Source organism: Empedobacter falsenii (assembly GCF_013488205.1).
Lineage (GTDB): Bacteria > Bacteroidota > Bacteroidia > Flavobacteriales > Weeksellaceae > Empedobacter > Empedobacter falsenii_C.
In genome coordinates, this window is sequence record NZ_CP040908.1 from 3,622,029 (window position 1) to 3,638,077 (window position 16,049).

14 protein-coding genes and 1 pseudogene are annotated in these 16,049 nt (G+C 30.7%); 7 read left to right on the top strand and 8 right to left on the bottom strand.

The annotated features are described in order from the left end of the window. From FH779_RS16880 to FH779_RS16890, 3 genes are read right to left on the bottom strand one after another with little or no spacing between them, the layout of a single operon-like run. A complete protein-coding gene (locus tag FH779_RS16880) occupies positions 1-966 on the bottom strand; it encodes a BatD family protein (RefSeq protein ID WP_180905524.1) in 966 nt (321 codons plus the stop codon). Continuing rightward, entirely contained in the window at positions 966-1,838 is an 873-nt protein-coding gene (locus tag FH779_RS16885) for a DUF58 domain-containing protein (RefSeq protein ID WP_038336175.1), read from the bottom strand. The genes FH779_RS16880 and FH779_RS16885 overlap by 1 nt, the downstream gene beginning before the upstream one ends. A 25-nt stretch (positions 1,839-1,863) precedes the next feature. After that, positions 1,864-2,865, bottom strand: a complete 1,002-nt coding sequence (locus FH779_RS16890; RefSeq protein WP_394368127.1) for an AAA family ATPase — start codon at positions 2,863-2,865, stop codon at positions 1,864-1,866. Between the two features lie 262 nt (positions 2,866-3,127). On the opposite strand from FH779_RS16890, the gene FH779_RS16895 reads away from it, so the two are divergent. The 3 genes from FH779_RS16895 (at position 3,128) to FH779_RS16905 (ending at position 4,785) form a co-directional block, all read left to right on the top strand. Continuing rightward, positions 3,128-3,733 (top strand): hypothetical protein, encoded by a 606-nt coding sequence (locus tag FH779_RS16895; protein ID WP_221627923.1) that lies wholly within the window; start codon positions 3,128-3,130, stop codon positions 3,731-3,733. 233 nt (positions 3,734-3,966) lie between these two features. Beyond that, positions 3,967-4,320: a hypothetical protein gene (locus tag FH779_RS16900; RefSeq protein WP_180905526.1), complete on the top strand. Its 354-nt coding sequence runs from the start codon at positions 3,967-3,969 to the stop codon at positions 4,318-4,320. A gap of 24 nt (positions 4,321-4,344) precedes the next feature. Beyond that, positions 4,345-4,785: a hypothetical protein gene (locus FH779_RS16905; RefSeq protein ID WP_180905527.1), complete on the top strand. Its 441-nt coding sequence runs from the start codon at positions 4,345-4,347 to the stop codon at positions 4,783-4,785. Between the two features lie 221 nt (positions 4,786-5,006). On the opposite strand, the gene FH779_RS16910 is transcribed toward FH779_RS16905, so the two are convergent. The 4 genes and pseudogenes from FH779_RS16910 to FH779_RS16925 form a co-directional block, all read right to left on the bottom strand. Continuing rightward, positions 5,007-6,749, bottom strand: coding sequence for a hypothetical protein (locus FH779_RS16910; RefSeq protein ID WP_180905528.1), 1,743 nt, complete (start codon positions 6,747-6,749; stop codon positions 5,007-5,009). A 12-nt stretch (positions 6,750-6,761) separates the two neighbouring features. Next, positions 6,762-7,424: an ATP-binding cassette domain-containing protein gene (locus FH779_RS17650; RefSeq protein ID WP_180905529.1), complete on the bottom strand. Its 663-nt coding sequence runs from the start codon at positions 7,422-7,424 to the stop codon at positions 6,762-6,764. A gap of 38 nt (positions 7,425-7,462) precedes the next feature. Then, a pseudogene (locus FH779_RS17750) lies at positions 7,463-7,570 on the bottom strand (ATP-binding cassette domain-containing protein); the annotation flags it as partial. 831 nt (positions 7,571-8,401) lie between these two features. Continuing rightward, the gene (locus tag FH779_RS16925) at positions 8,402-9,592 is read right to left on the bottom strand and encodes a phosphoglycerate kinase (protein ID WP_180905531.1); all 1,191 of its coding nucleotides are present in this window, start codon (positions 9,590-9,592) and stop codon (positions 8,402-8,404) included. Positions 9,593-10,134: 542 nt separating this feature from the next. Between FH779_RS16925 and rpiB the strand changes: the two genes are divergently transcribed. After that, positions 10,135-10,575 carry a ribose 5-phosphate isomerase B gene (gene rpiB, locus FH779_RS16930; protein ID WP_180905532.1) on the top strand — a complete coding sequence of 147 codons (441 nt, stop codon included), beginning with the start codon at positions 10,135-10,137 and terminating at the stop codon, positions 10,573-10,575. Positions 10,576-10,807: 232 nt separating this feature from the next. Continuing rightward, the gene (asnA, locus tag FH779_RS16935; protein ID WP_180905533.1) at positions 10,808-11,812 is read left to right on the top strand and encodes an aspartate--ammonia ligase; all 1,005 of its coding nucleotides are present in this window, start codon (positions 10,808-10,810) and stop codon (positions 11,810-11,812) included. A gap of 133 nt (positions 11,813-11,945) precedes the next feature. Here asnA and FH779_RS16940 read toward each other — a convergent pair whose 3' ends face one another. Then, on the bottom strand, positions 11,946-12,743 hold the full coding sequence (locus FH779_RS16940) for a glycosyltransferase family 25 protein (protein WP_180905534.1): 798 nt from the start codon (positions 12,741-12,743) through the stop codon (positions 11,946-11,948). 278 nt (positions 12,744-13,021) lie between these two features. Between FH779_RS16940 and rnr the strand changes: the two genes are divergently transcribed. Then, entirely contained in the window at positions 13,022-15,181 is a 2,160-nt protein-coding gene (rnr, locus tag FH779_RS16945; protein WP_180905535.1) for a ribonuclease R, read from the top strand. Between the two features lie 41 nt (positions 15,182-15,222). Next, entirely contained in the window at positions 15,223-15,906 is a 684-nt protein-coding gene (locus FH779_RS16950; RefSeq protein WP_180905536.1) for a LysE family translocator, read from the top strand. Positions 15,907-16,049 lie beyond the last annotated feature (143 nt).

The following is a 16,049-nucleotide window of genomic DNA, read 5'->3' on the forward strand; positions in this document are numbered from 1 at the left end:
CTAATTGTTATTAAACTGTTTATATTTTTCTCCCGTCACTTGATCTTTTTTCAAATCTTCATTCTCTGGAATTTCTAATGGTTTTACACGATCTACAAATTCATCTACCCAATTTCGGTGCGAAGTATTTGTCGGTTCATCAAACTCTTGTTTTGCGAATTTTACCAAATCAGCATCGAACAAAAATTGTTTAAATTTTTGTACATCTTCTGGCAAAACATCTGGCTTTGTCGCAACATATTTTACCAAATCATCCGACAAAATTTCTAATGCCGAAAAGTTATAAATACGTCCTAAATATCTTCTTACAATAAATGATAATTGCGTGTAATATTCTTTTTGTTCACCACGTTTCAAATATTTCTTGGCATCCAACGCTTTCAGACTTGCTTTCGCTTCGTCATAAGGCGTTTTGTACGAATCTTTGCCAGATAATTTCGATTTTGCTCGAACATATAATACAACCAAAACAATTCCAATGATAAATAAAATCAACGCAATAATGCCGTACAACCAATATTTATTCCAATAATCTCCAATAGAATATTCTTCTTCCATTATAGGTTTTATAGGAAAAATTGCATTTTTCGTTGTGTCTACAGCAATATCCTGAATATCAATTTCGAGTTGTTTTGTTGTTAAATCTTTTCCATTTTTCTTAATGATAAATGACGGAATATTAAATTTCCCTGCATCATATCCAGTCAATTCTAAGTGTTGAACAATTTCAGATTTTCCATCCGTTTTTACCGTGTCAATTTTTTGACCTAAAACTTCGATGTGATGATTAATTGAATCTGAAATCGTAGGAAAAACAACTTTATCTCCTTCTTTGTAATCAATTTTCAATTCATATTGGATTGGCTCGCCAATTTTGATTGTCGTGCGATCCAATTTTGGTGTAATTTCTTGCGCAAACGAAAATTGAAGGATAAAAAAACTTACTAAAAGCAATAAATTCTTCATTAGGCTTTATGACTTTTAAAGTAGTTTAACAATGGGCGAACATAATCTTCGTCGGTACGAATACTGATTGCGCCTGAATGATTTTTTTTGAAAATAGATTGATAACGTTGATCTAAATCGCGGTAATATTGCGCATATTGTTGACGCAATTTCTTCGATGAAGTATCAATCAAGCGAATTTCTCCTGTTTCGTTATCTTGCACATGAACCAAACCTACATCTGGAAAAGATTGCTCTTTTTCATCATAAACTCTAATTCCGGTCACATCATGTTTTTTTGCCACGATTCGCAACGCTTTTTCGTAATCAGAAGAATCAATAAAATCTGAAAGAATAAAAACATTTGATTTTCGGCGAACCAAATTCATAAATGTTTCCAATGTCACTGCCAAATCAGTTTTCTTGCTTTTGGGTTCGTAAGAAACAATTTCTCTTACCAAACGCAACACATGTTGTTTTCCTTTTTTGGGCGGAATAAATTTCTCCACTTGATCCGAATATAATATCAAACCAACTTTATCATTATAGGTAATTGCCGAAAAAGCCAAAGTAGCACTCAATTCAGCAATCGTTTCCATTTTAATTTGTTTTCGTGTTCCAAAGTTTTCAGAATTCGAAACATCAACCAATAAAAACATGGTTAATTCTCGTTCTTCTTCAAAAACTTTTACATAAGGTTCGCTATATCGAGCTGTTTTATTCCAGTCTATATTACGAACGTCATCACCGTATTGATAAGGACGAATTTCACTAAAAATCATACCTCTTCCTTTGAATGAACTGTGATATTCACCCATAAAAAGGTTACTCGCTTTACGCTTGCTTTTTAGCTCAATACGTTTTACACGTTTGATGATTTCTTTTGCATCCAAAGTTTAAATGATTTTGAATAATGGTTTAAGGAACTGGAACAACATTAAGAATATTGTCGATAATTTCTTCTGGCGTAACATTTTCTGCTTCTGCTTCGTAGCTAATTCCGATACGGTGACGCAACACATCTTTTGCCATTGCACGTACATCGTCTGGAATAACATAAGCGCGTTTGCGTAAAAATGCATACACTTTAGAAGCTTGTGCCAAATTGATTGATCCACGAGGTGAAGAACCAAATGAAATCATTGGAACCAATTTTTCTAATCCAACTTTTTCTGGAAAACGAGTTGCGAAAATAATATCCAAAATATATTTTTCAATTTTTTCGTCCATGTAAACTTGTTTCACCATTTCGCGTGCATCCAACAATTCTTGAATAGAGATTACTTTCTCAACTTTTGGAAAAGATTGATTAATCGAATTTCTCAAGATCAATCGTTCTGCTTCAAATTCTGGATAAGTAATTACAGTTTTCAACATAAAACGGTCAACTTGCGCTTCTGGTAAAGGATAAGTTCCTTCTTGTTCCACCGGATTTTGAGTTGCCAAAACCAAGAAAGGTTTTTGTAACGGATACGTTTCATCACCAATCGTTACTTGACGCTCTTGCATCGCTTCTAACAAGGCAGATTGTACTTTTGCAGGCGAACGGTTAATCTCATCAGCCAAAACAAAATTCGCAAAGATTGGTCCTTTTTTGATTCTAAAATCGTTTTCTTTTACATTATAAATAAGAGTCCCTACAACATCGGCAGGTAACAAATCTGGTGTAAATTGTATACGAGAAAAAGATCCATCAACAGCATCAGATAATGTTTTAATCGCTAATGTTTTTGCTAATCCAGGAACACCTTCTAATAAAACGTGCCCATTTCCAAGTAATCCGATTAATAGACTTTCAATCATTTTTTCTTGTCCAATAATCGCTTTATTGATTTCCGATGTCAACCTTGCAATGCTTTCGCTTTTTGCTTCTATTTGTTGGTTTAGTTGTTGTATATCCAAAATTTCGTTGAAATTAATGTTTATATTATTGATTCAAATTTCCTCTAAAATTAACAAATACAATTGATTTAGAAATTAAAACTTTCATACAATATTGTTAAACTTTGTTAAGACAAAAGTAGTGTACCAAACGATTTGATTATTATTTTCAGGAAAATTTTTCCAAGACTTACAAACTATTTATAAACAATAAACGTTTCTAAATAATATTTCTTTAAATCATTATACAATAACTATTTAAAGAATATTTATATTTTTACTGAAATTTATTAAAACTATTATGAAAAACTATTTATTATTAATCATTATTGTACTCGGTTCTAACATTTATGCTCAAAAAGAGAAAGTAAAATCTGGTACTGTTGATTTCTTAAAAGGACAATCTAAAATGAAAGTTATTTTTGACTATTCAAATCTAAAAATTAATGCAGATAGCATTACAGAAGCAGAATATGTTCAAAAAAAGATTGTTGATCTAAATGGCAAAAATGCTGGAAATGGAGATATTTGGAATGATAAATGGACTGGTGCAAAAGAGTCTATATGGGAACCAAAATTTATGGAGTTATTAACTAAATATGGTGCAAAATCTACTGGAATTTCATTCTCTGAAAACGCTACAGATGCTCCTTACACAATGATTGTTAAAGTTGATTGGATTTATCCAGGTTGGGATGCATTTGTAATGAAACAAGCTGCAAAAGTATCTACTACTATTACTATTGTTGATTCTAATAATTTTGAAGATAAAAAATTTGTTATCAATTACAAAGAAGCTCCAGGAACTCAATTCGGTAATAATTATAGTGATGAATCGAGAATTGGAGAAGGATTCGCAAAAACAGCTAAAACTTTTTCTAAAATGTTAGAGAAAAAAATAAAATAATCTTTCAAAAAAATATATCAAAATCCATTCGAGAAAGAATGGATTTTTTTATTTAATAAATTTGACAATTTTGTTAAAAACTTTAATAAATCCCTGATTTCACCGCTACTTAACACTCGTTTACCTCAATATTTTTGACGTCTTTTTTTTGTGTTGCAACTTTGTTTCAAGAAAAATGAAAAGAATATAATTCTAACATTTAGTTGTAATAGTTGTAAACAAAAACATAGATTATGAGAAAAGCATTTTTATTAGCAAGTATGATGATGGTGATGGCAGTTTCTGCTCAACAAAGACCACAAGGAAATAATCAACAACAAAAGAATAAAGTAGAACATACGCAAACAAATTCTGTTGATAGACAACTGAAAAAATTTGATCAATATAATTTAACAACTTCTCAGAAAAAGAAAGTAAAATCTCTGTTAGAAAGTAATTTATCAACATCAAATTTCAATAAAAAATTAGAGAAAATCTTGAGTAAAAAACAATATGCTCAATATATAAAAGATCAAAAAAATACATCGAACAAACCAAATGTTTCTCAAAAATCTAAATCAACAGATAGTAGAAAAACACATAAATAATAAACACAATAAAATTTAAACAAAATGAAAAAAGTATTTTTATTAGCAAGCATGATGATGGTAATGACATTATCGGCACAAGAAAGACCACAACAAGGTGAAAAATCTGGAAACAGAAAAGAGCAAAGAGAACACCCAACTGTAGATCAACAATTGAAAGAGTTTGATCAATACAATTTGAGTTCTGCTCAAAAGAAAAAAGTAAAATCGTTGTTAGAAAGTAGAGATTCTGACATGAAAAAAGAGTTTACAAACAGAGACAAAAATTCTACTCAAAAAGTAGAAAGAGGTTCTCGACCAGAAAAAGGTACAAACGATTTTGATACTAAATTAGAGAAAATTTTAGACAAAAATCAGTTCAATCAATACAAACAAGATCGTGAAAAACGTATGAAATCTGATAAATTTAGTATGCACAAAAAACGTGATGCGAAAGGAAATAGACCTTCGTCTAAATGTGCATAAAATCATAAAGAATAGGGTTAACCTACAAATTTTGTAGGTTAACCTCTATTAATTTAAATTTTGAAAGAATATTTTAAAATTTGTGTGAGTTTAAAAATTATTATTGAATAACACAATGTGTTATTTCATTTCATAAGTAAGTTTTTTTAAAGTAGTTTTTAAAATTCATTTTCATTCAATTATCAAGTGAAAAGCGAGCCGATTTAGCTCGCTTTTCTTTTTTATTCTTCTGGCATTGCTTGCCATTTTTTGTAAAGATTGATGATGAAATAAAAACTTATTAAATATAAAATTGGATTGATGTATAGAAAAATTTCTGCAAATTCTTGCAACATCAACAATTCTTTATTTGTTTGTCTCAAATCATAAACACTTATTTGATTGGTTGGATCATACAACATTTCTGCACGTAAATCTGTGTAAAAACTAAGCATCACAATTCCAATAAAAACATTAGTCGCAACAAACCAATTAAGATTAACACCAGTTAAAACTTTATATTTTTTGGAACGCAAACCAATTAGTGTAATCGCTATAAATGCAATGTAAAAAACAAATAAAATAATATAAGGTGCAAATTGTGTATAACCGATACTTGCATTGATAGAAATTCCGAAAACACTTCCTAAAATTGCCAAAATTCCTGCGCCAATTAATGAAATTAACCAAACTTTGAACGAACTAAATCTGAACGTTATAATCAAAACAGTAATGATTAAAGCAATTAGTAAATAGTATTGAATAAGTTCTAACCAACTGGAACTGTATTTAGCAAGCTCAATATTTTCATACACTCTATTTAAACTTGATTGGTTGATGTAATCTTGTTTTTTATAATTTATTTCTTTGTAGTTTAAATTTGAATCTATAAAATAATACGGATATTGCGGCAAATAATCAATCCAATTTTTATGTTTGAATTGATAACCAATTTCTTGTTTTTTTAATAAATCGGTATAACTATTCAATAAAATTTCAATTGCTTTTCGATCATTTTTTTGCAACAAAGCAATCCATTGTTCATCGTAAAATTGATGATTTAAAGTAGAATCTTTCGGGTTGTTAAAAGCCAAAACACTATAATTATACAAACTTGCTAAGTTAAAATACGTTTGTGGTTTTTCTGAAGCGTTTACAGGACTTGCATACGAAACAGAATCTATACTTGTTGCATAAGCCATATCTACAGCTGCTGCATCGGGATACGCCGCTTCTTCATAAAGCTGATTTGTAGACGAATTATTCTTTTTTAGAGGTTGATATGTTTGATTAAAATTAATTTTAGAATAACTAAATCGCTCGGGAAAATAATCTCTTAATAAGGTTTCAAATTCAGGATTTCTGAAATACGGTTCTAAAAAAACATTATACGAATCATGTGGATTTTCTCTTAAATATTCTCTCTTATTTTTTTCATACAATTCTCTTGTTTCTTTCTCCGAAACCAACGAATCAAAAGCTGGAACAGGTAAATTTCTCGAATAATTATCGTAACCAAATTCTGATCGAAGTGTAAAACCTTGTGTTCTATTGATAATGTCAATATCTTTCAAATACTGTTCTTCGCTCATATAATTTGAAACACGAAATTTCAGACCAGTTTTGAACGAATTTGGTACATAAAACATCAAAAATATAATGAAGAAAACAGCCAAAAATTCTTTGAATAAATAATTTCTCGAGGTTGGATAATTTGATTTGAAACGATTATTTTTAATATAGAAATACAGCCAAATAACGCCAATAATGACACCAATTAATAGATAATAAATAATAATTCCTGAGTTGAAAAACACTTCATAAAGTCCACTTTCTTGCAGTTGAGATTTTTTAGTAAAAAATAGAAATCCGTTGATAAATGCAATCAAGTTAAAAACTAAAACTGTCAACAAAATCCAAATAAATTTTAGATTCCAAATCAGCGGATATTTTGTAATTAAAGTTTGATTTATTTTTTTGAACATAGTTGGTTAGTTTTAATTGACAAAAAAGCGACGACTTGATTTCGAAATATCTCGAATATATTTTACCTTCAATGATGAATTTCCGATTTCGGATAAAATCATATTCATCGAAATTCTATCATCAAAATACGCGATATACGAACCTCCATTGAATTTTATTTGCTTAATTTCGATATTAGATAAAGCTGTTAATAACTCTTCTTTTGTGTTTTCAACATCAATTTCAACAATCGTAAAATCACCTTCCAAATCATTTGTATCTCCTTGTATTTTAAGCTTTCCTTGCTCCAAAAAGAGAACTTCTGTCGATACTTTTTCAACTTCATACAATTGTTGAGAACTCAAAATAACACCAAAAGGATTGCGAATAGATTGTGATAAAAATTTCAAATCTTCGAGAACAATTTGTTGCGCCAAAATATCCAAATTCGCCAAAGGTTCGTCTAATAACAACACTTTTGGACGACGCAATAACGTTCGCGCCAACTCGAATCGCATTTTATAACCAGACGACAATTGTCGCCATTGCAAATCCTTGTACGGCCAAAGCCCCAAACGCGCTAACATCACATTCGCCAACAACCAATTTTCTTCGCTGTAAATATCATAACATGTCAAGGTAAACTGTAGATTTTCCATCAACGAACCATATAAAACCTCAATTCGTTGCGGCACATAAACCAACTTAGTTTTCAGCTCGAAACTAAACGGTTTTGCTTTAGAAAATGATAATTTATTTCGCCAGAAGTTGGTTTCAATTCACCACAAATCAAACGTAATAAAGTTGTTTTTCCATTTCCATTTTCTCCAACTAATCCAACAACTTCTCGTGATTTCAAATCAAAAGTAATCGGATGAAGTTTAAAATTCCGACGATGATAAGCTTTTTCAACATTGTTGGTTGATATCAACGTTTCTTCTTTCTGAAAGGGCGGAGGAGGAGCTTGTTTCAGCTTTACCACCAATTGTAAAGCTTGCGTTGTTTTATTTTCGTTCGTAGAATTCTCGTTATAATAAAGATCCGAATAGGAGATAATCTCTTTGTAAAAAGATTTCTCACCCAAATCCAACACACAATCAATTAATCGGCGATAGCCCAAATCAAGATCATTGTGTTGCAAATGATTTTCTACTTCGTTTAGTCGTTGGTTAAATTCATTCATAGATTGATTATTAAATCATTACGAATATAACAATCCTTTTCTACAAATAAAATGGCTAATTGTAGGGAGATTTCAGTTTCAACAATTTTTGATAAACTATCTTAATTACTTTTTAATTTATTGTTTAGCAATATTTTATAATTAACAATTTTAATTTTCTTAAATCAATTTAGTTCTAAAATCATCATTATTCACAAGTTTTAATAAAGTCTATTCATAACTTTTTAATTCATTTATATTGAATAGTTTACTATTAACAATTTGAGTAATTAATCAAGCAATAAACATTTTTTTTATAACTCAGTTGAAAAGTAGTTAATTTATTAAATAACAAGTAATTACTATTAACAATTATCAAAATGAAATAAACTCAGTTTCTTATAAGGTGTGATCCTGAAACGAGTTCAGGATGACTTTAAAAGTCACAAAAAAAGCCGAGCAAATGCTCGGCTTAATTTTTCTACTATTTTAAGTATTTTTTTCCCTTTCTTATTTTAAAATTGCAGCAACTCCTGGTAATTCTTTACCTTCCAACGATTCTAACATTGCGCCACCTCCTGTAGAAACGTAGCTTACTTTGTCATCGTAACCAAATTGTTTTACGAAAGCAACAGAATCTCCACCACCAACAAGCGAGAAAGCGCCGTTTGCCGTAGCTTCAGCAATTGCATCACCTAAAGCAATAGTTCCTTTTGCAAAATTTGACATTTCAAAAACACCTAAAGGACCATTCCAAAGAATTGTTTTCGAATTGTTAATTACATCTGCAAAAACTTTTGACGATTCTACACCAACATCCATTCCCATCCATCCATCAGGAATTTGATCAGAAGGAACAGTTTGTGTATTTGCATCATTACTGAAATTATCAGCAATTACATTGTCAACTGGTAAATAAACTTTTACATTATGTTTTTTACATTCAGCCAAAATTTCTTTCGCTAAATCTAATTTATCATCTTCTACCAACGAATTTCCGATTTTTCCTCCATTTGCTTTTACAAATGTATACGTCATTCCACCACCAATAATCAAGTTATCAATAACTGGTAAAATATTGTTGATAATCGTAATTTTAGAAGACACTTTAGCTCCTCCAAGTACCGCTGTTACAGGTTTTTCTCCGTCTGCTAACACTTTATTAATAGCTGTTAATTCTTGTTCCATTAACAAACCAAAACATTTATTTTCCGGGAAAAATTCAGCAATAATTGCAGTCGAAGCATGTGCGCGGTGTGCAGTTCCGAAAGCGTCATTCACATAAATATCTCCAAATTGAGCCAATGCTTTAGCAAAATCTTTATCACCTGCTTCTTCTTCATTGTGGAAACGAACATTCTCCAATAATAAAACTTGGCCTGGTTTTAGATTACTAACTTTTTGTTTCGCATCATCGCCAATAACATCATTTGCAACGATTACTTCAACGCCAAGAATTTCTGAAACTTTTGATGCAATATGTTTTAATGAATATTTGTCATTGAATTCGCCTTTTGGACGTCCCAAATGACTCATTAATACAACAGCGCCACCATCTTTCAATATTTTGTCGATCGTTGGTTTTGCAGCTCTAATACGTGTATCATCTGTCACATTTAAGTTTTCGTCTTGCGGAACATTGAAATCTACACGAATCAATGCTTTCTTGTTTTCGAAATTGTAGTCGTTGATTGTTTTCATATTTTGATTTGAAATTTTGAACTACACAAAAGTAATCAAACTTTCATTTTGAGACTTAAAATCATTCAACACAATTTTCAACTATTAACAATTCATAATAATATATATAGTTTAATTAATTTTTAAATTTTTAAAAAAGAAAAATATGTTATTATTATTAGCACTGTTAATATGTGGATAACTAAAGTGAGATAAATTTTATTTAATAGCAATTAACAAGCTATTATTTGTAATTTTGTTTTGTAATGAAAGAGTTAGATATTCTATCAACAATTTATCATTTTGGTTGATAAACAACTTTTGTTAAAAAGAAGTTTTGTGAAAACTATTCATAACGGTGTGTAAATCTTTTATGCCAAAATGAAAACTTTTACTTGACTTGTATTGATTTATTTCTAATTGATTTTTTGAATCAGATTTCCAAATTTTTCTCTCGAAAAGTTATTAGTTTTATTCAATCATCTTTTAACAAGTTGTTACTTTTACTTAACATTTGATTTACAATTATTTAAACAAAAACAACAAAAACACCTGTTAATTAAATGAAAATTGCAATCGGAGCGGACCATGCTGGGTTCGATTATAAGGAGAAATTAGTACCCTTTTTAACAAGTCAAGGATTTGAGGTTGAGGATTTTGGTACGTTCTCAACAGCGAGTGTTGATTACCCTGATTTTGCACACCCAACGGCACAAGCTGTAGAAGATGGAAAAGCAGATTTCGGAATTTTGATTTGTGGTAGTGCGCAAGGCGTTACAATGACTGCAAATAAACACCAAGGAATTCGTGCTGCATTATGTTGGATGACTGATATTGCAAAGTTAGCTCGTCAACACAATAATGCAAATGTGTTAACATTACCTGCACGCTTTATTGCGTATGAATATGCAGAAGAAATTGTAAATACATTTTTAGCAACAGAATTTGAAGGTGGTCGTCACCAAGGGCGTGTAGATAAAATTGCTTGTTCATACAACGGATAATTTTATACATCTATAATAAGATACAAAATCGGTCAATTCGTAAGAGTTGACCGATTTTTATTTTAAAAATTAAATTTAAAACTATTATAAAGTTTAAATTGTTAAGTATAAATAATATTTTAGATTTTAAATTAAATATTTTTAAACCAATTTAAGTCAATAGTAAATTTATTGATTGTAGCTGTTCTACTTTTACATCAGTTAAAAAAACAAATCATTTAAAGATTAAAAGATGAGCAGAGCATTATTACGTAGAGAACAAGCAATCTCTTTTGTAAAAGAAGAATTTTCGAAAGGATTACAAAAAGAATTAAACATTATTCCAGTTTCTGGACCATTGGTAGTTTTGGATGGAACAGGTATTAATGATGATTTGAATAGTATCGAAAGACCTGTAAAGTTCCCTATAAAATCTTTGAATGATAAAAATGCGGTGGTTGTGCATTCTTTGGCAAAATGGAAACGTATTCGTTTGAAAGAATTGGAAATTGAGCCAGGCGAAGGAATTATAACAGATATGCACGCTTTGCGTCCGGACGAGGATTATTCGCCAATTCATTCTATTTATGTTGATCAGTGGGATTGGGAAAAAGTAATTGTTCCACAAGATCGTCAATTGGATTATCTTTTTTCGACAGTAAAATCAATTTATGAAGTTATTAAACAAACGGAGCAAAATGTAGAGGCGAAATATCCACAATTGAAAGCTGTTTTACCAGAACAAATTACATTTATTTCGTCTGAAGATTTACTACAAAAGTATCCAACATTTACGCCGAAACAACGTGAAAATGCAATTTGTAAAGAATTTGGAGCTGTTTTTATTTATGGAATTGGAGGAGAATTGAGTAATGGAGAATTACACGATGCACGTGCCGCTGATTATGACGATTGGAGTACAGAAAACAGTGCTGGTTTTAGAGGTTTGAACGGTGATATTTTAGTTTGGAACCCTGTTTTAGAATCTGCTTTCGAGTTATCCTCGATGGGAATTCGTGTGGATAAAGAAGCTTTGACGAAACAATTAGAAATTAGAGATTCTTCGGATCGCAAGAACTTATTATTTCACTCAATGTTGTTAGATGATCAGTTAACAGAATCAATTGGAGGTGGAATTGGACAATCTCGTATGTGTATGTTTATGTTAAAATCTCGACATATTGGCGAAGTACAAGCAAGTATTTGGGACGGAAAAGTAAAAGAAAAATTAAAAGAAGAAAGCATCGAATTATTATAAATGAAAAAGCAGTTTCAAAGTCTTGAAACTGCTTTTTTTGTGTTTTATATTGAAATTAACAATGTTTATAACTGTTTATAATGGTTGTTAATTCACTTTAAATAAAATATTTATACTTCATTTAAATTGTTAACTAAGAAATACGTTCGTTTTTCTTTGCAATAAAACTATCATAGAATTTTTTGAAACCATGATGATTGATTAAATAGAAATATTTAGGAAATAATCGATTCAATTCGTATTGAATTTGTCTTGGAAATTTAGACTTTCTTAAACTGCGATCAATCTGAATTTGCGTTTCTACTGGAGCTGGTTTAACAAGCGATGGAAGAAGATTATATATTCTTAAATCAAATTCCCAAGCATGCTGTAAATCACAATCAATAGGACGTTGAATTGTAGGAAGCGGCGTTTTAATTTTATTCAGAAATTTTTCTGCTGCTTTTCTTGTCCAAATTGCAGCAATTGTTGTGATTGGAATACTTGTTCCACAAGCTGCAATTATATATTTTTGGTCAACATCAGCTATTTTGATATGTTTTCGTTTTCTATTAAACAACTTCAAAACATCCCAATGATCTTTTACTTTTAGATCATCATATTGATTCATCGCTTTTTCTACAGCAGATTTAAAATCATCAACCAAAATTGCATCATCTTCTATAATCAAAGCAAAATCATTTTCAGAAGTCAAAAAAGTTTCTAGCGTTTTCACATGACTCAAATAACAACCAATTTCTCCAGGAACTAAATCGCGGTCATATTTATTTTTTACTTTATAGGTTGACGAATCCAAAGTTTTGGCATCTACAGCAGAAATTCTTTCGTAAGTAATCTCACATTTTTCGAATTCTTTTTGCATCAATTCAAGCCGATCTATAGCTCGATCAAGGTTAATTAAGTAGGTTTGGTATAATGGTTTAGTTTTCATTCAATTAATTATCAATGCAAAAATAGTTTTTTTGGCTCAATTTTCGCAATAAATCAAAACGTTACAAGTAATCTTATCCTTTCCGTAACATAGAATTGGCTGTAAATTGTTATTTTAGAAAAAGGATATATTACCTTTGCAGTGGTTATGTTGTTTATTAACATCTTATCAATAGTTATTAAAAATAATTTGATAATCAAATAATTAAGATGTTTATTTATTAACTATTTTAAAATAAATCTCGAAAAAACAAGAAGAGATTTTACAGAAAACAAATTATGCCAAGAAGAAATTTTAAAAATACAAAGGCGAAAAAAGACAAAAACATAACAAAGTTTACGAAGTCTATCATCGAAGTTTTATTTCAAAATCCGAATAAACCTTTAAATTATAAACAAATTGCAGCAGCTTTAAACCTAACAAATCGAATTGATACAGAATTATTGATTAAGAATTTGAATGTTTTATTAGCTGACAAAAAGATTTCTGAAGTAGAAAGAGGAAAATACAAAATCAATGCGACCAATGATTATATGGTTGGGATTGCGGATTTGACTTCTTCGGGAAGCGCTTATATTATGATTGATGGTCTTGAACAAGATGTCTTTGTACAAAAAGGAAAAACGCGAAATGCCTTAATGGGCGATACGGTTCGCGTATATGTTTATCCAAAAAAACATGCCAATCAATCGAGAGCAGAAGGAGAAATTGTAGAAATTGTCGAGCGTAATAAAACTGAATTTACTGGTATTTTCGAGTTAGGAAAAAACGGAAATTTTGGTTTTGTAACGATGCAAAATGGTAATCATGATTTCTTTATTCCGAAAGAGAAAATTAAAAATGCTCAACCAGGAGAAAAAGTTGTGGTTCGATTAACAAATTGGCCAGAAGGATCTAATTCACCATTTGGTGAAATCACGCAAGTTTTGGGTAGTCCAGATGATACGGATGTAGAAATTCATGCTATTTTGTTAGAATACGATTTGCCAGCTCAATTTCCAGAAGAAGTAGAAGAAGAGGCAAATCAGTTGGATACTTCGATAGATGAAGCTGAAGCAGCGCTCCGTAGAGATATGCGAAATGTAACGACATTTACAATCGACCCGAAAGATGCCAAAGATTTTGATGATGCTTTATCAATCCGAAAATTAGAAAATGGAAATTGGGAAATTGGTGTTCATATTGCCGATGTTACGCATTATGTTCGTCCAGGTTCGTTGATTGAGCAAGAAGCATACAAACGTGCAACTTCTGTTTATTTAGTGGATAGAGTAGTGCCAATGTTGCCAGAAGTATTGTCGAATGTAGCTTGCTCTTTACGTCCAAACGAAGATAAATATACATTTTCCGGTGTGTTCGAAATGGATGATAATGCGAAGATTGTAAAAACGTGGTTTGGCCGTACAGTAACGCATTCAGACAGACGTTTTACATACGAGGAAGCACAAGAAATTATCGAAGGAAAAGACGGAGATTTTAAAGATGAAATCTTGACTTTAGATCGATTAGCAAAAACAATGCGTCAAAAACGTATGAAATATGGAGCGGTTAATTTTGATAAAGTTGAAGTAAAATTCGATTTAGATCAAGCGCATAATCCGCAAGGAATTTTCTTCAAAATTTCGAAAGATTCGAATAAATTGATTGAAGAATTCATGTTGTTATGTAACAAAAAAGTTTCAGAATTCATCAGTTTAGATAAACACGGAAAAGAAAATGCGAACACGTACATTTATCGTGTTCACGATGATCCGAATCCAGATAAATTATTAGATCTTAAGAATTTTATTCGTCAATTTGGTTACGAATTAGAAATTGGAGATCGTAAAACAACTATTAATTCGATGAATAAATTGTTAGCAGAAGTGAAAGGAAAACCAGAAGAAAATATGGTTGAGACTTTGGCTATGCGAACAATGGCGAAAGCAAAATATACAACAGAAAATATTGGACATTACGGTTTGGCGTTCGATTATTACACACATTTTACATCGCCAATTCGTCGTTATCCAGATATGATGGCGCACCGTTTATTGCAAGATTATTTAGATGGTAAAAAATCTCCTGCAGCGGCTGTTTACGAAGACAAAGCAAAACACTGTTCATCTCGTGAGAAAATAGCGGCAGAAGCAGAACGTGAGTCAATCAAATACATGCAAGTAAAATACATGGAGCAATTTGTTGGCGAAACTTTTGATGCATTTATTACAGGTGTACAAGATTATGGAATCTTTGTTGAAATTCCAGAAACGCGTTGCGAAGGTTTGATTCGTTCTCGTGCTATGAAAGGTGATCATTTTGTTTTTGACGAAAAAAATCATGCATTAGTTGGAAAAAGAACTAAAGTGAAGTATCAGTTAGGAAGTCCGGTTAGAATCAAAGTTTTAAATGCAGATTTAATCAAGAAGCAATTAGATTTTGAATTGGTTGATGCTTAAGTTTCATATTTTAGACTTATCTTGCAGACCTTAATTATGTTATGGAAATAATATTTTCGGCCATACTAATAGGTTTTTTGTTAAGTACAATTCTTATTGGACCTGTATTTTTCTTACTTATTGAAACCAGTTTGCGTAGAAGTTGGAAAACCGCTGTAGTTCTAGATTTAGGAGTTATTGCAGCTGATATTTTGTGTATTGCAGCAGCCTATTACGGAAGTAAAGATTTTACAGATTATGTGACCAATCATCCAAAGTTTTACCGCATTTATATCATTGCAGGTTTCTTTGTATTGATTTACGGAATTTTTATGTATTTCTCTAAACCAAAGCTACATATAGAAGGCGAAGCGGGATTTGTAAGCAACAATTATTTGAGAACGTTTATCAATGGATTTATCATGAATTTGTTGAATATCGGTGTCATTGTTTTTTGGTTTGTAATTGTCTCTTCAATTATGATTCAATATCCAAATCCAAGCGATTTTATGCTCTATATGGGAGTTGTTTTGACCACCTATTTTGTAATAGATCTGGGAAAAATATTTTTGGCAGGAAAGCTTCAAAAACGTTTTACCGATCAAAAAGTATTTATGGTACGAAAAGGAGTCGGAATTTGTCTTTTAATCTTTGGATTAATCATTATCCTAAAAGGTTTCGGATTCTTTAAAGAAATCGATCAAAAAATAGAAAATCAGCTTATTAACCAAGAACAAACAAGTTAGAAATATAAATCCGATCGAGATTCTTGATCGGATTTTTTTATAGAAGATATTTTCCAGAATCCTTATAATTCCATGTTCTTACTTTCATCAAGTCAGCAATTGTAAAGGTAATTTTTTAATAAATGATTTTTTATATTGGTTTA